Genomic DNA, 18,236 nt, shown 5'->3' with positions numbered 1-18,236 from the left:
CCCATACCCAATGATGTCCGAATGCAGAGACACATGGAGACCGGGTGGTGGTCGCGGCGGCGGTCGCTCCGCCGCCGGTTCGGCCGCACGGCGACGACCCTGAGCCTGTTGACCGCGGTGGCGTGCACGTCGGCGCAGACACCGGCTTCGGTCACGGGTGGCGGTCTGGGTCCCGCGAAGGCCGACGAGGTCTCCGTGGCCACCTGGAACATGTGCGGGGTGCGGCAGTGGGGCTGTGAGAAGACCGGGGGGCCGAAGGAGAAGCTCAAGCAACTGCGCGACCTGACCGGCGGTTCCGGCGTCCAGGTCCTGCTCCTGCAGGAGGTGTGCTCCGAGGACCTGGTCTCCTTCGCCCGCGGCCTCGGGCCGCAGTGGCAGTCGGCCTTCGAGCCGTACGCCGAGGTGGACGCGGCCGGCCGCCGTACGTCCGTCGACTGCACCGGACAGGGGAAGGGGCAGGCCGGCTACGGACTGCTGGCCGGCTCCCCGCTCACCGACGTGGAGGCGATCCCGACCGAGCAGCCGACCGTGGGACTGCACCGCGGGATCCTGTGCGCGCGGGTCCCGGCCCAGCGGGTGCGGGTGTGCAACGCGCACCTCTCGCTGCGGGAGAGCGACGACGAGCACCCGGACTGGGACTTCCGCGACGACCAGCTCAGCTCGCTGGTCGCCGCCGCGTCGACGGACGCCGCCACGGTCTTCGGCGGGGACTTCAACTCCCCGCCGCCGGTGGGCGACCACAACTCGTCCGCCTGGATCTGGCCGTCGGACGCGTACACCACCTACCGCGAGTGCGACCAGAAGGGCAGCTCGAAGAAGGGGCGCGCCACCCTCAAGGACGGCACGAAGATCGACTACCTGTTCACCCAGCTCCCCCGCACCGCGTGCGACGTGGTGGACACCAAGGCGTCCGACCACCGGCCCCTGGTGATGCGGGTGACCCGCCCCCAGGATCCGGCCGGCGTCAGTACCGTGCGTTGAAGTACGCCCCCTGCTCGGGCGCGGGGTAGGAGTTCATGATCAGAGTGAAGGGGACGGCCGTCCAGGGCGAGGCGTTGCCGACGGCGTCCACCGCGATGGCCTCGACGAAGTGGTCGCCCTGGTTCCAGGCCCAGCCCGGCTCCCAGGCCCAACTGCCGTCGGCCCGCACCTCGCACGTACCCAGGGCCGCTCCGCCCTCCTGGAAGTCCACGCGGACGGCGCCCGGGGCGTAGCCCGCGAAGCCGACGGCGGGACCCGGCAGCTGCTGGTGGGCGGCCGGGGCGGTCACCGACAGGACGAGGCGCTGCGCCGGCCTCGGCAGCGGCGCGGGCGCCGGCTCGTACTCCGGCAGGGCCGCGGACGCGTTCTCCACGGCCGTGAAGACCACTTCGGTGCGCTCGGTCTGGTAGTTGTTCGCGTCGGCGGCGAACAGCCTGACGACGTGCCGCCCCTTGGGCCAGGGGCTGCTGCGTTCCCAGACCCACGTACCGTCCGCGGCGACGGGCGCGGATCCCTTGTGCTTGCCGTCCTGCCAGAAGCTGACGCGTACGGCGCCCACGGCGGTGCCCGTGAACCGGACGGTGTTCGCGGGGACCCGCTCCTCCGTCGTCGGTGTGAGCACCACCGGCCGGGGGAAGGACTCGTCACCCTGCACCAGGGAGGTCTGGGTCAGGTACGCGTCGATGGCGGAGGTGTCGCGCGTCGGCTCCTCGTAGCCGTTGCGGACCATCCCGAACCGGGGGGTGATGCCCTCGACGAGGAGGTTCAGCAGCCCGATCAGGGTGGGGAGGTTGCGTAGGGTGACTTTCCCGTGGTCGGTGATGAGGGGAGAGTCGTTGTAGACGAAGTTGAAGTTCTCGTGCCCCTGGAACAGCCTGACGTACGGCTCCACCTGGCTCGCGTACTGCTCGTCCTGGGGCGAGGTGACGAGATAGATGTTGGCCGCGCGGTTGGCCCCGCTGTGCACCAGGTCGGGGAGGACCGAGTCGAGGACGCGTACGTTGTGCTCCGTCGCCTCGCCCATCATCACCCGGACCGCCTCGGGGTTGCCCTCCTTGACGCGGGTGCCGATCCGGAACTGGGGCACGCTGGCGACGATGTTCCTGAAGCCGTACTTCAGCCCGTAGAACAGGGCCGCGCTGCCGCCCTTGGAGCTGCCGAACATGGTCACCTGGTCCGGCGAGAGGCCCAGCGAGCCCATGACGCGCGAGATGACCCCGGCGACGGACTGCTCCAGCGAGAAGTCCATCCCCTTGCACAGGTAGTAGGTGTTCGCGCCGTCGAACAGGTCGCGGATCCACAGGATGTTGGAGCGGAGCAGGTCGAGCTTCCCGTTGGCCCAGCCGTACTCGTTGGTCGCGTAGCGGTTGGCGAAGACGACGACCAGGTGGCGGTTGCCGTTGCGCGCGTGGGAGAACCGGTACTCGATGGGCACCGCCCCGGAGGAGTCCACGCCGGTGAAGACGCGGCGCGTGCTCTGGGCTGTCTTAGACATGCTCGGAATCCATTCTTCTCGCCGGCTGGCGCGGCACCTGACCGAGGGTGCCTCCGTTCCAGGGACCTGCCTGATCTGTCCGGGCCGCCTGGCCGCGCTGACCGGCCGGTCCGCCGGGGGCCGCGGGGCGGACCGCTCCGACGGCGGGCGCCTGGGCGCGGGCGGGGTCGAGGTCCCCTCCGGCGATCAGGATGCGGTCGGTCAGCCTGGCCGAGGCGTAGCCGTCGTCGAGGTCGCAGAACTCCTGCTGGAACCAGCGGTAGCGGGCGGCGTAGCCGTGCTGGATGCGGTCGATGTTGCGGATCGCCCCGATCAGCTCCGGGGAGGAGTACACGAGCGGGCCGGGGGCGGACTGCTCGAAGTCGAAGTAGAAGCCGCGCAGGGTGTCCCGGTAGTGGTCCAGGTCGTAGGTGAAGAAGAGGATCGGCCGCCCGGTGTTGACGAAGTCGAACATCAGGGAGGAGTAGTCCGTGATCATGACGTCGGCGATGAGCGAGAGGTCCGCCATGTCCGGGTAGTCGGACACGTCGAAGACGAAGCCGTCGCCGGCGCCCGGTACGGGGTCCACCACGTTGGGGTGGCGCCGCACGAGCAGGACGTGGTCGTGGCCCAGCTGCGCCTTGGCCTCTTCGAGGTCGATTCGGAAGTCGAGCTTGTACTTGCCGGGTGCGTAGAACTGGTCGTCGCGCCAGGTCGGGGCGTACATGATGGCCTTCTTGCCGGGCGGCAGGCCGATGCGGCGGCGCACCTCGGCCGCCCGCTGTCCGGAGTCCGCGCGGCGCAGGATGTCGTTGCGCGGGTAGCCGCTCTCGACCATCTCGCCGGGGAACTGGAAGGCCCGCTTGAGGATCGGGGTGCTGAAGCTGTTCGGGGACACCAGCATGTCCCAGTTCTGCACCTCCTTCTCCACACGCTCCAGGTACCGCTTGTCCGCGAAGTGCACGGCTTCGATGTCGTGGCCGATGCGCTTGAGCGGCGTGCCGTGCCAGGTCTGTACGACGACCTGTCCCTCACGCTTCTCGAACCAGTCCGGCAGGTGGTTGTTGGCCACGACGTACTTCGCCCGGGCCATGGCCTCGTACCAGTCGGGGGACCACATGCGCACGGGCCGCGCGGTGGGCGGAACCTCGACCTGGTCGTCGCGCACCACCCACAGGTGCTCGAGGTCCAGGCCCCGGCGGACCATCTCCTCGTGCAGCGCGCGCGGGCTGTCGGAGTACTGGGTCCCCTTGAAGGCGTCGAAGAGCACCGCCTGGGTGACGGGCTGGCGGCGGGCCGCCGGGTACGTCTTGGTGCGCATCAGCTTCTGCCGGTACGGGCCGCGGGCCTCGTCCGGCATCGCCGAGTGGACCAGCAGCGAGAGCCGGTCGTAGGCCTCCGACTGCAGCTCGTAGCGGCGTTCGTTGCTGGCCATGTCCCGGGGCAGGGTGGGGATCAGATCCTGCGTCATCTTGATCATGAGGTCGCCGGAGCGGTCCTCCGGGGACACCGCGGAGGGGTCCTGGCGGCGCAGGAAGAAGTCCCAGCGGCCGGAGGCCAGCGGGATGTCGCCGGCCAGTGTGCGCATCGCGGCGGGGGTGACGGCGAAGCGGAAGTCGTCGCCGGACCAGGTGATGGGGGCGACGCGCTCCGCGCCGTGGGCGCGGGAGCGTACGACGACGTGTGCCGTGGCGTACTCGGACGCGTCGAGCATGTCCTGGGCGGCGTAGCCGACGACGACCTCCAGCGAGCCGTCCTCGCGCCAGGTCGCGGACTTGGCCAGCGGCAGGGTGTCCCGTTCGAACAGCACCACGTAGCCGGAGCCGTTGCGGTGCACGAAGACCTCGCGGTCCCCGCCCTCGGTCTGCAGCCCGGCGGGCATCCGGTAGTGGCCGTCGGTGGCGTCCTCCGCCATGACGGGGTAGATGGCCGCCTTGCGTCCCTCGACGTGGAAGGTGGTCTTCCAGCCGTTGGCGCCGGTGTTCCAGGTCTCGGGGACCCCGTCCGAGGAGTTGGTGCGGTGGCCGGGGACGAGGGCCTTGACCGGGATACGGGTGACGAAGAGGTACCACCCCTCGCCGCCGGGCGTGAAGTGGACCCACGAGTCGTGGCGGCCGGCGCCGCTCATGCTGGTCACCCGGAACTTGGCCCACTCGGGGAGCTTGGGGCCGAGGTAGACGCCGCCGAGTTCGATGTGGTCACCGACCATCCGGTGCCGGGTGATGCGGCAACGGACCGTCTCGACGCGGAGCTTGAGCTTGCCCTGGAGGAACAGGGGCACCACGCGGACGTTCTTGTCCACGTACCGGTAGGGCGGGTTGGCCGCGCTGCCCGCGCCGCCCCGGGCTATGCCCTTGTAGCGGAACAGGCCGCGGCTCAGGACGCCCGCCGCGACGTCCCAGGTCCCCTCGACCCACTCGCCCTTGCGCTTGAGGCGGCTGGTGTCGAAGCTGACCTGGAAGCCGGACCAGTCGTAGCAGTAGCGGTTCTGGTTCGAGTACTCGGTGGCCTGCGGGTAGTAGGTGGTCTTCGCCTTGGCGACGACGACGCGGCCCTGCTTCTTGTTGCGCAGCGCGATCGCCTTCATCGACATGTGCCGCTTGTGCACGTTGATGAAGCGGACGTACGCGGACCCCTCCAGGGTCAGGTGGTCCTTGTCGTCCCAGTCCGCCCGGATCAGCGAGCCGTGCAGCGAGAGTTCCTTGTCGAGCCGGTAGGCGCTCTTGTCGAGGCCGATCGAACGGTCACCGAGGTAGGGGTAGTTGAGGTAGCGGTGGAACCGGCGCTGGACGGGCAGGGGTCCGCCCTTGCGCTCGAACTCGACGACGTCGAGGAGTTCCTTCAGGCGCCCCTCGCGCACGAGGAGCCACTTGACCCGGGCGTCGGCGGGCAGTTCCTGGATGATGTCCGCGTCGGCCTCGTCGAGGAACTCGTTCGCCCACTGCATGAAGGCGTCCTGGTACTCCTCGTCGGCGTCGGGCAGCACCTTCAGATGCAGCATCAGGTCCGACTTGAGGCAGGCCAGGTCGTACTTGCGCTTGTGGTCCGAGTAGGACCGCGCGCGGTGGCCGGCGAGGAAGCGGCTGACCGACTGGACCGCGGAGACGCGGTCCTGGAGGTTGCTGAACTCGGTGTGCCGCTGGGTGATGGAGGGGGCCGCGCCACCCTCGCGCCGGCGCCAGAAGTAGACGATGTCCGTGAGGATGTCGACCTTGGCGGCCCGGAAGTGGGCGAACATGTTGACCCAGGAGTCCTCGTACATGACGCCTTCGGGGAAGGCGATGTAGTGGTAGTCCCAGAACGACCGCCGGAACACCTTGTTCCACACCGTGCGGTCGTAGATGAGGTCCGGCAGCCTGGTGATGTGCGTGCCGCGCCTGCTCTTCTGCATGGGCGCCTTGTGCAGGGGGGACTGCCACCGCTTGGTGGAGTTCATCATCTGCACGTTGCCCGACACGAAATCGGAGCCGGAGCCTTCGAGGGTCTGCACGAGCAGCTCGTAGGCGTACTCGGGTATGACGTCGTCGCCGTCCACGAACGCGAGGAATTCGGCCTGCGGATGAGCGGCTCGAATGCCGACATTGCGGGCATGTCCCGGTCCCATCGACTCCTGGCGCAGGAGCCTGAACCTGGGGTCGCGGCGGGCGAAGTCGGCGGCTATCGCCGTCGAGGAGTCGGTCGAGCCGTCATCGACCATGATCACTTCGAGTGCCGTGAACGTCTGCCTGGCTATCGATTCCAGACATTCCTGGAGGTATATCTCAACATCCTGGAAGGGCACGACAACACTCAGGCGGGGCATACCTGCCACTCAGAAAGCTCCTCGATAGACACACTTCTCACGGCGTACCGGAAGTTGCCGGGGCACGCCGCCAGACCCGCCCCTGAATCCGGTCACCCACCGCTCCCCGTACGCACCCGACCCGCCCCACCGCATTCGACCGCACTCGACCGCACTCGACCGCACACTTATACGACCTTGACAGCGTCTGCGCAGCGTAGGCCAATCACCGAATGGCGAGCAAGTGTTCACGGGCGCCCCACACGCCCGAAGCTTCACGTTTGCGAATGAGCGGCGAACTTCCACACCTGCGGGGCAGGCCAATTCCCCATGGCTCCGGGGCGTGATGTGCGGAAGCATCGCTTCACTCGCCGCAGGACGGGCTTCCGGGTGAGGTGGATCACCCCACCCGACACCACGGGCCGAAGGCCAGACCCGGGTCCGTCGGATCCTGCCGCGCGATCAGCAGCCCGCCGTCCAGGTCGATCATCGCGATCGTGACCGAGCCGCGGGCGTCGAGCGAGATGGCCGGCAGCCCCGCGCACCGGTCGCCCACGGGGGCCCACCAAGTGCCGTAGTGCTCGCCGTGCGTCGGGTAGGCGGCGATCTCCGGGTAGCCCTCGGCTCCCCGCTGCAGGAGGACGGTGCAGTCGTAGCCGTCGATGCGCGTACGGGCCACGCCCACCGGGCCGACACCGCCCGCGCCGCCCAGCGGCATCAGCGCGGGAGACGCACCGGCGGGGGCCTGCGGGCGGTAGGCGATGACGCCGCCGTCCGCCGGGTGGCGCCAGAAGTAGGTGCCGATGCCCGGGCCCGTCTCGCAGGAGCTGTACGTCCCCTCGACGGCGTCGGCCTTCATCCGCCCGAGCCATCGGAAGTCGCTGCCCGGCATCTCCTGGCCCCAGTACGAGGCTCCGCCCCGGAAGGTGACCAGGAACTCGGCTCGGCCCTGGGCGGTCACCAGCGGAACGACGGCGCCGCGCACCCATTTGCCCTGGTAGTCGACCCAACTGCCCCATACGCCGTCGGCTCGCCGCGTCCGGCCGCGCGCGCCCACGCCGAAGCGGGTGGTGAGGATGTGGAGCGCGCCGGTGCCGTCGGGCAGCACGACGGGGTCTCCGGGCGGGGGCAGCGGCGCCCCCGACTCCGCTTCCGGCTCCGGCTGTTGCTGCCCCGGGGCCGGGGGCTGGGCCTGAGCCTGGGGCTGGCTCTTCTTGCGCTCCGGGAAGGGATTCCCCACCGCCCGCCAGTCGCCGAGCGGACGGCCGGTCTGGTACTGGGTGGCGACGATCAGCTCGCGGCCGCCCGGCGCCCCGTCCCGGAAGCGGGTGCCCGCGAACCAGACGAACCCGTTGTGGTCCTGGGCGAGCGTGAACCGGCCCGCCCATCCCTCGACGGGGAACAGCTCGGGACCCTGCCAGATGTCGGAGCCCGGCGCGGACTCGGTCCAGCGCACCAGCCCCTCGGCACAGCTCGCGTAGGCGGTGAGCCGCCCGTCCCGTCCCAGCCGGAGCCAGCCCCGGGCCGCGCTCCCGCCGTCGGCCGCCTCGGCTATCGCGGAGCCCGGCACCGCGGGCGCGGCGGAGGTGGCACCTCGGTCCGCTTCCATCCGTCCGCGTCGCGCCATGTCCTGCCCACACCTGCCCCAACTCGTACCTTTTGCCCGACCTTACCCGCCGGACCGTTGGACAATTTACGGCAGTGGGGCAACCCGCGGGTGCCGGGGGCGGACGTCCACGACGGCCTCCGGTTCCGTGCAACCTAGCCTGATCCGGCCGCCTCCACCACCAGGTGCCGGTCAGACCTCGCCACCGGTCCGGCCGTGGCCCGCGGGACCGGAAAGTCGGGTTCGGGTACTACGTGGGGAGTACGCCTGAAACGCTACGCAGGGGTGACGCGGGTGACGGCGGACGCCGTCTAGCGTGGCTGTATGGATGAGCTGCGCGAACGCCCGGGTCCCCCGTGGCGGCGATGGATGGAGCGGTCCGGGCGGGGCCCGGCCTGGCGCTCGGCGCTGCTCGTCGCCGTCTTCGCGCAGATCGGCGCGGGGTGGGCCGCTCACGCGCAGAGCGGGCGGGTGCCTCTGGACGGCTTCGCCCGGCTCCTGCTGCTGATCGGGCCCGTTCTCCTCGTGGTGCGGCACCGGCATCCGGTGGCCGTGGCGTACGGGGTCGGCGCCGTCACCCTGGTCTATGTGGGTGCCGGGTACCCCTACGGCCCGGTGTTCCTCAGTCTGGCCCTGGCCTGCTTCGCCGCGGTCGTCGCCGGGCACCGCCGGGCCGCGTGGGGTGCCGTCGGACTGTTCTGGGCCGGGCACCTGCTCATCGGGCACTGGCTCTACCGGTGGCTCCCGCCCGCCGGGGACGGCCCGACGCCCTGGGCGCAGGAGGTGGGTGTCACCGCATGGGTGCTCGCGGTGCTCGCCGTCGCGGAGTTGGTGCGCGTACGCCGGGAGCAGTGGGGACGGGAACGGGCCGAGCGGGCCGCGGCCGAGAGACGCCGGGTGGACGAGGAGCGGCTGCGGATCGCACGGGAACTGCACGACGTCCTCGCCCACAGCATCTCGGTGATCAATGTCCAGGCGGGGGTCGGGCTGGCCCTGCTCGACTCCGATCCCGAGCAGGCACGTACGGCGCTCGCCACCATCAAGGCGGCGAGCAAGGAGGCATTGGGCGAGGTCCGGCAGGTCCTCGATACCCTGCGCTCCCCCGGTGAGGCTCCGCGCTCCCCCGCGCCCGGTCTGGACCGCCTCCCCGAGCTCGTGGAGCAGGCCGCGGCGGCCGGGCTGACCGTGGACGTCTCGGCCGAGGGGAAGGCCAGGACGCTGCCCCCCGGCGTGGGTCTCGCCGCCTTCCGCATCCTCCAGGAGGCGTTGACCAATGTGATGCGCCACTCCGGGTCGCGCACCGCCCGGATCCGCCTCACCTGGCAGCGGGACGCCCTGGAGCTGCGGGTGGACGACGACGGCCCGGCCACGGGCGGCGCCCAGGGCGGCAGCGGCAACGGGCTCGTCGGGATGCGCGAGCGGGCCGCGGCGCTGGGCGGCACGGTCGAGACCGGCCCGCGGCCGGAAGGCGGCTTCGGGGTGATCGCCGTACTCCCGCTCCGGGCCGGCGCGTCGAAGGAGGAACGGTGATCCGCGTACTGCTCGCCGACGACCAACTGCTCGTCCGGGCCGGGTTCCGGGCGCTGCTCGACGCCCAGCCGGACATCGAGGTGGCGGGCGAGGCCGCCGACGGCGACGAGGCCGTACGGCTGGTCCGGGAGCTGCGTCCCGACGTCGTGCTGATGGACATCCGGATGCCGGTGCTGGACGGACTCGCCGCGACCCGCCGGATCGGCGAGGACGGCTCCCTGGCCGCCGTCCGGGTGGTCATGCTCACCACCTTCGAGCTCGACGAGTACGTCTTCGAGGCGATCCGGTCGGGCGCCTCCGGATTCCTGGTCAAGGACACCGAGCCGGAGGAACTGCTGCGCGCGGTCCGGGCGGTGGTCGCGGGCGACGCCCTGCTGTCCCCCGGCGTCACCCGCCGCCTGATCGCGGAGTTCGCGGCCCGGTCGAAGCAGCCCGCCGCGACGGCCGGGCTGGGCCGGCTCACCGATCGCGAACGCGAGGTGATGGCCCTGGTGGGCATGGGCCTGTCCAATGAGGAGATCGCCCGCCGCCTGGTCGTCAGCCCGCTCACCGCGAAGACGCACGTCAGCCGCGCCATGGTCAAGCTGGGCGCCCGCGACCGCGCCCAACTGGTCGTCCTGGCCTACGAATCCGGCCTGGTCCGCCCCGGCTGGCTCAGCTGAGGCAGCGTCCGGGCCGCCGTCCCGGGAGGCGCTCTCCGGGCCGAAGCCCCCGGGGGACGCCGTCCCGCGTCAGGCAGCCGGCCCGCCGGGGGTGCCGAGGGTGCGGCGCACGGCGTCGCGGAGCCAGTGGTGGCCTCCGTCGGCGGCGTGGCGGGGGTGCCATGCCATGCCGATGGTCAGTGGCGGCAGGGACAGGGGGATGTCGAGGAGGCGGAGGCCCAGGGCGGTGGCGGCGTCGGAGAGCGGTGAGGGATCGCCACCGGGGGGTGCGGTGGGCACGAGGCAGACGGTGTCGCTGCCGGCGGCGAGCGTCATCGCGGCCAGATGGCCGGGGAGGACGACCGCGACGCGCCGACGGAGGTTCCGCTCGGCCAGAGCGGCGTCCAGGGGACCCGTGAACCGTCCACGGCGGCTCACCACCACATGATCGGCGGCGGCCAGCCGCTCCGGGGTCAGGGTCCCTTCGGTCAGCGGGTGGCCGGGCCGGACGGCCGCCGCCATCCGCAGGGTGACCAGCTCTTCCATCAGCGTCTCGGGGTCCACGTGGTCGATGGACCCGATCTCCAGGTCGATCCGGCCGTCGCGCAGGGCCGATCCGGCTTCCAGTTCCTCGTCCCGGAACCGCAAGGAGATCCCCGGCGCCTCCTGCCGGGCCAGCCGGACCATCCCCGGGGCCAGCGCCGCGCCGACCAGGTCGGCCGCCTGGAGGGTGAAGGTGCTGCGCAGGACGGCGGGGTCGACGCCCGCACCGGGGGCCAGCAGCGCTCCCAGGCGGCGCACCACCGCGGCCGTCTCCTCGCGCAGCGCCTGGGCGCGCGGAGTGGGGACCATGCTCTGGCCGGCGCGGACCAGCAGCGGGTCCTGGAGGATGCGGCGCAGCCGGGCGAGGGTGCGGCTCATGGCGGCCGGCGACGTGTGCAGGCGGGCAGCGGCCCGCGTGACGCTCTGCTCCGTCAGCAGAGCGTCCAGCGCGACGGCGAGATTGGCATCGATGACCGGCTCTGCACTGCTGCTCATAGGCGTTATTCCATTTCAGGCAATGATCCTGTGCTCACGTTCCCATTGTGGCAACACCCGGGCTCTCCACAGGATGGGGGTCGTCCCGATCCGGCACGACCCACGAGGTTCCAATGATCGTCATCACCGCTCCCACCGGGAACATCGGCAGCCACCTGCTGTCCCTGCTCCTGGAATCCGCCCCCGCCCACGCCGAGGAGCTGCGTGTGGTCGTACGTGACCCCGCACGGCTGCCCGACGCGGTGCGCGACAGCGACCGCGTCGAGGTGATCACCGGCTCGCACGGCGACGCCGAGGTCCTCGACCGTGCGTGCGAGGGCGCCGACGCCGTGTTCTGGCTCGTTCCCCCGGACCCGTCGCGTACCCCCGAGGACGCCTACCTCGGCTTCACCCGGCCCGCCGCGAAGGCCTTCGTCGCCCACGGCATCGGCCATGTCGTCGGTGTCTCCGCGCTCGGCCGCGGCACACCGGGCGCCCACCGCGCCGGGCTCGTCACCGCTTCCCTCGCCATGGACGACCTCATCGCCGCCACCGGCGTGGCCTATCGCGCGCTGGCCTGCCCGTCCTTCTTCGAGAACCTTCTGGAGGACGCGGACGCGATCCGGGAGACGGGCGTCTTCACCGATGCCGTCGACGCGGGCCTCAAGGCTCCCCGCGTGGCCGTCGCCGACCTCGCGGCGGTCGCCGCCGGCCTGCTGCTGAGCCGCTCCTGGTCCGGCAGCGACAGCGTGCCCGTCCTCGGACCCGAGGACCTGTCCCCCGACGACCTGGCCCGCATCATGACCGGACAATTGGGCCGCCCCGTCCGCTACGAACGCCAACCGCTCGACGAGTTGTACGCCGGCCTCCTCTCCTACGGTCTCGACGAGGAGTTCGCCCAGGGTGTCGTCGACATGAAGAGAGCCAAGAACGAGGGCCTCGACGCGGGCGTCACCCGCACCCCGGCCACCAGCTCTCCCACCACCTTCCGCCAGTGGTGCGCCCGGACCCTGGCGCCCGCGGTCCTCTCGGAAGGCACCCGTCATGGCCACTGAGAGGACCACGGCGCCGGTCACGGCGTTCATGCTGATCAAGACCATGCCCGAGTGGCTCGCCATGACCCCGCAGGAACGCATGGACGCCTTCGTCACCCGGGTCGTCCCCGCGATCAGGGCCAGGACCACCGGCGTCCGCTCACGCTTCTACGACACGGAGTTCTACTCCACCCGCGTCACCGACGTCTGGGTCTGGGAAGCCGACGACCACGACGCCTACCAGCGTCTCGTCGACGCGCTGCGCGAAACCCCTTTCTGGGACCGCTACTTCCAGGTCGTCGACCTCCTCGTCGGCACCGAGAACGGCTACGCCCGGACGTACGGCGTCGAGGCCGTCACCGGCATCGCGACCTGACGCCGCCCGACGCCCAAGGGGCGGTCAGCGGCCGGCGACCCGGTCCGTGCGGTCCGTCTGCGGTCCCAGTTGCTGCAGTTCGGCCAGGAGCTCGCTCTGACCTGTCAGCAGTTCGGTCAGGATGCGGCGCGCGGCGCGCAGGAGGTCGGCCACGTCGCCGCCGGCGAGGGCGTAACTGACGGTCGCTCCGTCCCGGATGGACACGACGATGCCGGACCGGCGCAGGACCGCCAACTGCTGGGAAAGGTTCGACGCCTCGACATCGATCGCGGCGAGGAGGTCGCGTACCGGTACGGGGCCGTTCTGCAGGAGTTCCAACACGCGGATGCGGACGGGGTGTCCGAGCATGCGGAAGAACTCGGCTTTCGCCTGGTAGAGGGGTACCTGCATGCCCATGAGTGCTCCTGCTGTTGCTTCAAACCTTGCCTGGGGGGCGCGGGGCTTCCGGTCGGCCGACCACCCATACATTCATACGGACGGGCCCACGCACGCCCGGCGATTACCTGTTTCAGATGTGCCGGATTGAAGAATTCTTCAACTCATGGGCATGCGTGGGCGCGGAAATACCCGCGTCAGAGCTCCAGAGCAGCCTCGATCCGCTTGAGCTGGTGGCGGGCCATGGCCAGGTTGGACTGTCCCTTGTCCAGTACGAGGTACAGGAAGAGGCCGCCGTGCCCCCGGCCCTTGAGGAGCCGGATCAGGTGGTACTGACCGCCGAGGGTGATCAGGACGTCCTCGATCTCGTCCTTCAGGCCCAGCATCTCCATCGTGCGGACCTTCGCGCGGATCACATCCGTGTTGCCCGCGGCGGCGACCGTCAGGTCGAGCTCCTTGCCGCCGCCGAGGGTCCCCAGCGCCATACCGCTGGTGTAGTCCACCAGGGCGGCTCCCATCGCACCCTCGATCGAGGTCATCGTCTCCTTCAAGGAGACCTCAACGTTCGCCATCGGTATTCGCTCCCTTGCCTGCTGCGGACTCCGTACGGTGCACCCTTCCCGGCGACACCGGACGGCTTGTGATCCAGACGCTACCGAGCGTGCGCGATGGCGTACGGGGAACGGGGGATTGCGCCTAATGTCCCGATCGCCCACCACTGTCCCGCCCGTACCGGCTCGGACGGCCGGGCCTCCCGGTCCGTACTCCCGTGGAAGTACCCGGGGTGCAGCCGGCCGTACGACGACCGGAGGGGCCTTTCCGAGGAGTCTCGGAGTGAGACGAAACGTCCGTGCTTCCGAGGAGATGAATCGAGATGGACACCTTCACCACCCTCGCCTACGACGGGCCCGGCCCGTGGATCCTGTTCCTTCCGCTGATCTGGGCGGCGGTCGTCGTCAGTGTCGTCACCGTGCTGCGCCGTACCGTCTGGCGCGGGCGCCGCGGGGTGGCGGCGTACGGCGAGCGGTCACCGATCGCGATCCTCGGGCGGCGTTTCGCCGCCGGGGAGATCGACGAGGACGAGTACTGGCGGCGGCTGTCCGTCCTGGACGAGCAGTTCGGCCGTTCCCTCAAGGACGGGGCGGCGTGACCCCGCCGAGGAGGGACTCGGCGACGGAGGTCCGGGCGTAGAGCACGGAGCGGCCCGCCCGGTGGGCGCTGACCAGGCCCGCGGCGCGCAGCGCGGTGAGGTACTGGGACACACCGGCGGCCGAGAGCCCCGTTCGGCGGGCCAGTTCGGTGGTGGAGGCCGGGGTTTCCAGTTCGGCCAGCAGCCGGGTCCGGGAGCGGCCGAGTACGGCCGCCAGGGCCTCGGTCCGGCCGGCGGGCCGCGGCTCCCACAGCGAGCCGGTGCCGCGCGCCGGATAGGCGAGTTGCGGCGGGTCCGGGGGCGCCGACCGGGTGAAGGGGACCGGGCCGGTGAACACCGAGGGGATCAGCAGCAGCCCGGCACCCGCCGTGCCGCGGGACAGGGGCCGATGCCGGCGGGAGAGCCGGAGCGCGTCGTCGCCCCAGCTCACCGAGGGGTGGAGGTCGTTGAAGAGGCGGCCCGCGCCGTGCTCGGCGGACTGCCGGGCCCGGTGGAAGACATCGGCGTCGAGTACCGCCCGGATCCGGGCCCAGTAGGGCGCCAGGGCCAGCTCCCAGTAGGTCTCGATCTCCTCCGCGACGCGGGCGAGGCGGGCCTGCGGGTCGGCGTGCAGGCTCCGTGTGCGCGGGCCGAGACCGCCCTGCTCCTGTCGCAGGCGGTCGAGGTCCCGGCGGACCCGGGCGGCGGGGGTGGCACGGATTCCGGCCAGTTCCTCCGCGAGGGAGGGAGCCGGCCCGGTGGGAGCCGGGTTGAGGAAGTCCGGCACGTACCCCGAGGGCGGGATCAGTTCGGCCAGTCGGCCGCGGTCGAGGCCCGCGGCCGCCAGCCGCGGCCTCACCTGCTCGGTCCAGGGCCGGTGCACGAGGGACGCGGACCCGGAGGCCAGCAGCCGGTAGCTGGTTCCGACCTCCCACATCGGCGACACCGCGAACCGCGTCTGCGCGAGATCGCTCACGGAAAACGCCAGCTCCGCGCGCACGGCCACCTCAAGGATTCAGTCATGCCTTAATCAATGGCCTGCCAGCCTATCCGCTGGCGATCATCCGGGCATGACTTCACAGACGACGACCGCGGACGCGGCGGGCACCTGGGACCTCGGCGACCTGAGGGTCAACCGGATCGGCTTCGGCGCGATGCGCCTGCCGCAGACCGGCGAGGCGTTCGCGCAGGACGCCGTGCCCCGGGACCGCGGCCAGGCGATCGGCGTGCTGCGCCGGGCGGTCGAGCTCGGGGTGAACCACATCGACACCGCCGCGTTCTACTTCTCTCCGCTGCGCTCCGCCAACGAGCTGATCCGCACCGCGCTGGCCCCCTATCCGGAGGACCTCGTGATCACCACCAAGGTCGGACCGGGCCGGGCCCCGTCCGGGGAGTGGCTCGAACACGCCACCCCGGAGCTGCTGCGCGGCCAGGTCGAGGAGAACCTGCGCCAGCTCGGCCGGGACCACCTCGACGTGGTGAACCTGCGCATCGTCGGGACCGCTTCCATCGCCGAGCGGTTCGGCGCACTGGCCGAGCTCCGCGACGCGGGCCTCGTGCGCCACCTCGGCATCTCCAACGTCACCCCCGAGCACCTCGCCGAGGCCCGGGCCATCGCGCCGGTGGTCTGCGTGCAGAACATGTACGGGATCGGGGTACGGCCCGAGCACGACGGGTTCGTGCGCGCCTGCGGTGAACAGGGCATCGCGTTCGTCCCCTTCTACTCCATCGCCGGCACCGGACGGCAGGCGGGCGCGAGCGGCACCGAGCACGAGGAGGTACGCGCCGTCGCCCGGGCGCACGGCGCGAGCCCGGCGCAGGTACGGCTGGCGTGGACGCTAGCGCGCGGACCGCATGTTCTGGCCATTCCCGGCACGGGCGACCCGGATCACCTGGAGGCGAACGTGGCCGCCGGCGCTCTGCACCTGTCCGCGGAGGAACGGTCCGTCCTGGAGGCCGTGCACCACGGCTGACCGGAGGACGGAACACCTGCCGACCGGCGAGACCCTAGGTGTATTGATCACGAGCGTTGTTGACACTGGTCAGGTCTTGGACATGGCGAAGACCTCCGGTGTGGTGGGAGCTGTCTAGGAACTCACCGCACGGAGGTCTTCGTGTCCCACCGTAATGCCCGGCTGACCGTCTTCGGTAGGCGCCTGCTGGTCGAACGTGTCCGCTCGGGCCGTCCTGTCGCACACGTCGCGGCCGAGATGGGTATATCCCGGGCCACCGCCCACAAGTGGGTCCGCCGCTGGCGGACCGAAGGCGACGCCGGCCTGCACGACCGCTCCAGCAAGCCCCACGCGACTCCGCACCGCACACCGGCCACCGTTGAGGCCCAGGTCTGCCGTCTGCGGACCGGCCGGAAGCTCGGTCCGGCCCACATCGGCCCGATCCTGGGCCTGCCCGCCTCGACGGTGCACCGAATCCTGGTCCGCCACGGTCTGAACCGTCTGGCCTGGCTCGACCGCCCCACCGGGCAGGCCATCCGGCGCTACGAACGCGCCCGGCCGGGCGAGCTGGTCCACGTCGACATCAAGAAGCTCGGCAACATCCCCGACGGCGGCGGCTGGCGCACGGTGGGCCGCACAGCAGGCGACCGAAACCGCCAGGCCACCACCACCGAGCGCAAGAACTCCACCCCGGTGATCGGCTACAGCTTCATCCACTCCGCCGTCGACGACCACTCCCGCCTGGCCTACAGCGAAGTCCTGCCCGACGAGCGCCAGCACACCGCGATCGCCTTCTGGCAGCGGGCAAACGCGTTCTTCACCGACCACGGCATCACCGTCGAACGTGTCCTGACCGACAACGGCTCCTGCTACAAAGCCAAACAGTTCACCAGGGCCCTGACCGCGGCCGGCATCACCCACAAGAAGATCCGCCCCTACCGGCCGCAGACCAACGGCAAGGTCGAACGCTTCAACCGCACCCTCCTCGACGAATGGGCCTACCTGCGGCCCTACCGATCGAACGACGAGCGGACAGCAGCCCTGGCAGACTTCCTCCACACCTACAACCACCACCGCTGCCACACCGCACTCAACGGCAAGCCGCCCATCAGCCGTGTGAACAACGCTACGGGTCAATACATCTAGGCCGTGTCCGCAAAGTAGCGCCGGCCGCCCGAAGGGCGGGCCACGCGGCGTCTGGCGCCGTGCATCGCAAGGCGGAGGGCCGTCCGTGTACTGGACGTACTCGGACGTGCCCGACAACGCAGCGAGGTGCGGTGCCAGACGCCGCGTGGCAGGCGGGGCTTTGCGGACACGGCCTAGGGAAGGTCGTCGGTCGGCGGGTCCGCCTCGTAGACGTGGGGGGTGTCCCACTCCCAGTCCAGCAGCTCGGTGCCGCCGAGGACCACGTCGTCGGGGTCCGGCATGCCGGCCCGGCGCAGGAACTCGATGACGTCCTCGTCGGAGCGGGCCAGGCCCAGGGGCTCCTCTCCGTGCGAGGTCCGCAGGGTCACCTGCCGGCCCCCCGACGGGAAGATCCGGTGTACGACGACGGGCGCATGGTGCATACCCCCAGCCTCGCCCCGACGGCCCGGTACGGCACCCGCAGAGCCTCAGGGAGTACGGCCGGCCGTGGCGGCGCGGTCCGGCCTCGTGGGGATGCGGAACGTGGCGGGGTCGGGGTAGGTGGCCTTCTCGGCCTGCAGGACCTCCTCGATCCCGGCCTTGAAGCCGGGCTCGAAGAACTCGACGGCCAGCAGCAGCCGCAGTCCCTCCACGGTCGGATCGAGGAGCGGGCGGCCCATCCGGGCGCCGCCGCCGGAGATGCCGGGGAATCCGGCCCGGGCGGTCTGCGGTCTCTCTCCCGCACGCTCGCCGAGGCCCGCCGCCGCGTAGCCGGCGATCAGCGCGAGTTCGGCAAGGTACTTGCGGGCCCCCAGGGCCATCTCCTCGGCGCCCTGCAGGGTCTGGACGGAGCCGCCCGCCACTTTGAAGTCGTCGCTGATCCTCTTGAGGCCGCGCGCCTCGTACACGGCGCGTGCCTCCTCGAAGAGCCGCCCCGCCTCGTCGACCGCCTTCATCGCCGTCACCAGCTGGTCGATGTCGATCTCGCGCTTCACATTGCCTCCTGGTCCGGAACTGTGCTGCACAGACCGTAGGAGGCGCAGCCGCCGGTGCGGAACACCTGTGCACGGTCCGTTATGAGCGCATGCGGAGCCGCCCGGAACCCCTCTCCCGACAGGCGCGTCAACTCGCCACGCGGTCTTGCGACTTGAAGCCGGGATCCTAACAATGCGCATGACAACCGGAGGATCTTCGGTCGCATTGTCATCAGAGGGG

General features: G+C 71.0%; 17 protein-coding genes. 8 read left to right on the top strand and 9 right to left on the bottom strand.

Features of this window, described 5'->3' with window-relative positions; all coding sequences use genetic code 11:
* The first annotated feature begins 21 nt into the window (after positions 1 to 21).
* A complete protein-coding gene (locus tag Sspor_RS37640) occupies positions 22 to 981 on the top strand; it encodes an endonuclease/exonuclease/phosphatase family protein (protein WP_202203115.1) in 960 nt (319 codons plus the stop codon).
* Here the strand turns inward: Sspor_RS37640 and Sspor_RS37635 are convergent.
* The 3 genes from Sspor_RS37635 to Sspor_RS37625 form a co-directional block, all read right to left on the bottom strand.
* On the bottom strand, positions 965 to 2,476 hold the full coding sequence (locus tag Sspor_RS37635) for an Ig-like domain-containing protein (RefSeq protein ID WP_202203114.1): 1,512 nt from the start codon (positions 2,474 to 2,476) through the stop codon (positions 965 to 967). The genes Sspor_RS37640 and Sspor_RS37635 overlap by 17 nt on opposite strands.
* Positions 2,469 to 6,257: a bifunctional glycosyltransferase/CDP-glycerol:glycerophosphate glycerophosphotransferase gene (locus Sspor_RS37630; RefSeq protein WP_202204094.1), complete on the bottom strand. Its 3,789-nt coding sequence runs from the start codon at positions 6,255 to 6,257 to the stop codon at positions 2,469 to 2,471. Before Sspor_RS37630 ends, Sspor_RS37635 begins: the two co-directional genes overlap by 8 nt.
* Positions 6,258 to 6,636: 379 nt before the next feature.
* Positions 6,637 to 7,863: a hypothetical protein gene (locus tag Sspor_RS37625; protein WP_202203113.1), complete on the bottom strand. Its 1,227-nt coding sequence runs from the start codon at positions 7,861 to 7,863 to the stop codon at positions 6,637 to 6,639.
* A 303-nt stretch (positions 7,864 to 8,166) separates the two neighbouring features.
* Here Sspor_RS37625 and Sspor_RS37620 point away from each other — a divergent pair, with 303 nt between their 5' ends.
* Together Sspor_RS37620 and Sspor_RS37615 are read left to right on the top strand one after the other, a co-directional pair.
* Positions 8,167 to 9,372 (top strand): sensor histidine kinase, encoded by a 1,206-nt coding sequence (locus Sspor_RS37620; protein WP_202203112.1) that lies wholly within the window; start codon positions 8,167 to 8,169, stop codon positions 9,370 to 9,372.
* Positions 9,369 to 10,034, top strand: coding sequence for a response regulator (locus Sspor_RS37615; protein ID WP_202203111.1), 666 nt, complete (start codon positions 9,369 to 9,371; stop codon positions 10,032 to 10,034). Before Sspor_RS37620 ends, Sspor_RS37615 begins: the two co-directional genes overlap by 4 nt.
* Before the next feature lie 69 nt (positions 10,035 to 10,103).
* Here Sspor_RS37615 and Sspor_RS37610 read toward each other — a convergent pair whose 3' ends face one another.
* Positions 10,104 to 11,051, bottom strand: a complete 948-nt coding sequence (locus Sspor_RS37610; RefSeq protein WP_202203110.1) for a LysR family transcriptional regulator — start codon at positions 11,049 to 11,051, stop codon at positions 10,104 to 10,106.
* A 113-nt stretch (positions 11,052 to 11,164) separates the two neighbouring features.
* Here Sspor_RS37610 and Sspor_RS37605 point away from each other — a divergent pair, with 113 nt between their 5' ends.
* Together Sspor_RS37605 and Sspor_RS37600 are read left to right on the top strand one after the other, a co-directional pair.
* A complete protein-coding gene (locus Sspor_RS37605; RefSeq protein ID WP_202203109.1) occupies positions 11,165 to 12,085 on the top strand; it encodes an NAD(P)H-binding protein in 921 nt (306 codons plus the stop codon).
* Positions 12,075 to 12,440 (top strand): darcynin family protein, encoded by a 366-nt coding sequence (locus tag Sspor_RS37600; protein ID WP_202203108.1) that lies wholly within the window; start codon positions 12,075 to 12,077, stop codon positions 12,438 to 12,440. Before Sspor_RS37605 ends, Sspor_RS37600 begins: the two co-directional genes overlap by 11 nt.
* A gap of 24 nt (positions 12,441 to 12,464) precedes the next feature.
* Here the strand turns inward: Sspor_RS37600 and Sspor_RS37595 are convergent, their stop codons facing one another.
* Positions 12,465 to 12,830, bottom strand: coding sequence for an ArsR/SmtB family transcription factor (locus Sspor_RS37595; protein WP_030725673.1), 366 nt, complete (start codon positions 12,828 to 12,830; stop codon positions 12,465 to 12,467).
* A 182-nt stretch (positions 12,831 to 13,012) separates the two neighbouring features.
* Positions 13,013 to 13,387, bottom strand: a complete 375-nt coding sequence (locus Sspor_RS37590) for a hypothetical protein (RefSeq protein ID WP_030725676.1) — start codon at positions 13,385 to 13,387, stop codon at positions 13,013 to 13,015.
* 302 nt (positions 13,388 to 13,689) lie between these two features.
* Here Sspor_RS37590 and Sspor_RS37585 point away from each other — a divergent pair, with 302 nt between their 5' ends.
* Entirely contained in the window at positions 13,690 to 13,965 is a 276-nt protein-coding gene (locus tag Sspor_RS37585) for an SHOCT domain-containing protein (RefSeq protein WP_202203107.1), read from the top strand.
* Here the strand turns inward: Sspor_RS37585 and Sspor_RS37580 are convergent.
* A complete protein-coding gene (locus tag Sspor_RS37580; RefSeq protein ID WP_237404447.1) occupies positions 13,946 to 14,944 on the bottom strand; it encodes an ArsR/SmtB family transcription factor in 999 nt (332 codons plus the stop codon). The two genes, Sspor_RS37585 and Sspor_RS37580, sit on opposite strands and share 20 nt — an antisense overlap.
* Positions 14,945 to 15,014: 70 nt before the next feature.
* Here Sspor_RS37580 and Sspor_RS37575 point away from each other — a divergent pair, with 70 nt between their 5' ends.
* Both Sspor_RS37575 and Sspor_RS37570 read left to right on the top strand, forming a co-directional pair.
* On the top strand, positions 15,015 to 15,917 hold the full coding sequence (locus tag Sspor_RS37575) for an oxidoreductase (protein ID WP_202203106.1): 903 nt from the start codon (positions 15,015 to 15,017) through the stop codon (positions 15,915 to 15,917).
* 141 nt (positions 15,918 to 16,058) lie between these two features.
* Positions 16,059 to 17,042 (top strand): IS481 family transposase, encoded by a 984-nt coding sequence (locus Sspor_RS37570; protein ID WP_202203105.1) that lies wholly within the window; start codon positions 16,059 to 16,061, stop codon positions 17,040 to 17,042.
* Between the two features lie 173 nt (positions 17,043 to 17,215).
* On the opposite strand, the gene Sspor_RS37565 is transcribed toward Sspor_RS37570, so the two are convergent.
* Both Sspor_RS37565 and Sspor_RS37560 read right to left on the bottom strand, forming a co-directional pair.
* On the bottom strand, positions 17,216 to 17,464 hold the full coding sequence (locus Sspor_RS37565; RefSeq protein ID WP_202203104.1) for a hypothetical protein: 249 nt from the start codon (positions 17,462 to 17,464) through the stop codon (positions 17,216 to 17,218).
* Positions 17,465 to 17,509: 45 nt separating this feature from the next.
* Positions 17,510 to 18,016 (bottom strand): hypothetical protein, encoded by a 507-nt coding sequence (locus Sspor_RS37560; protein ID WP_202203103.1) that lies wholly within the window; start codon positions 18,014 to 18,016, stop codon positions 17,510 to 17,512.
* Positions 18,017 to 18,236 lie beyond the last annotated feature (220 nt).

The sequence above is a fragment of the Streptomyces spororaveus genome, assembly GCF_016755875.1.
Classification (GTDB): domain Bacteria; phylum Actinomycetota; class Actinomycetes; order Streptomycetales; family Streptomycetaceae; genus Streptomyces; species Streptomyces spororaveus.
Note: the sequence above shows the minus strand (reverse complement) of the source record. Positions and strands in the feature narration are given on the sequence as shown.

Coding starts and splice junctions, on each gene's coding strand:
- Sspor_RS37635 (WP_202203114.1), bottom strand. CDS start 2,476: ATGTCTAAGACAGCCCAGAGCACGCGCCGCGTCTTCACCGGCGTGGAC.
- Sspor_RS37575 (WP_202203106.1), top strand. CDS start 15,015: ATGACTTCACAGACGACGACCGCGGACGCGGCGGGCACCTGGGACCTC.
- Sspor_RS37585 (WP_202203107.1), top strand. CDS start 13,690: ATGGACACCTTCACCACCCTCGCCTACGACGGGCCCGGCCCGTGGATC.
- Sspor_RS37595 (WP_030725673.1), bottom strand. CDS start 12,830: ATGCAGGTACCCCTCTACCAGGCGAAAGCCGAGTTCTTCCGCATGCTC.
- Sspor_RS37620 (WP_202203112.1), top strand. CDS start 8,167: ATGGATGAGCTGCGCGAACGCCCGGGTCCCCCGTGGCGGCGATGGATG.
- Sspor_RS37630 (WP_202204094.1), bottom strand. CDS start 6,257: ATGCCCCGCCTGAGTGTTGTCGTGCCCTTCCAGGATGTTGAGATATAC.
- Sspor_RS37565 (WP_202203104.1), bottom strand. CDS start 17,464: ATGCACCATGCGCCCGTCGTCGTACACCGGATCTTCCCGTCGGGGGGC.
- Sspor_RS37590 (WP_030725676.1), bottom strand. CDS start 13,387: ATGGCGAACGTTGAGGTCTCCTTGAAGGAGACGATGACCTCGATCGAG.
- Sspor_RS37605 (WP_202203109.1), top strand. CDS start 11,165: ATGATCGTCATCACCGCTCCCACCGGGAACATCGGCAGCCACCTGCTG.
- Sspor_RS37640 (WP_202203115.1), top strand. CDS start 22: ATGCAGAGACACATGGAGACCGGGTGGTGGTCGCGGCGGCGGTCGCTC.
- Sspor_RS37600 (WP_202203108.1), top strand. CDS start 12,075: ATGGCCACTGAGAGGACCACGGCGCCGGTCACGGCGTTCATGCTGATC.
- Sspor_RS37610 (WP_202203110.1), bottom strand. CDS start 11,051: ATGAGCAGCAGTGCAGAGCCGGTCATCGATGCCAATCTCGCCGTCGCG.
- Sspor_RS37625 (WP_202203113.1), bottom strand. CDS start 7,863: ATGGCGCGACGCGGACGGATGGAAGCGGACCGAGGTGCCACCTCCGCC.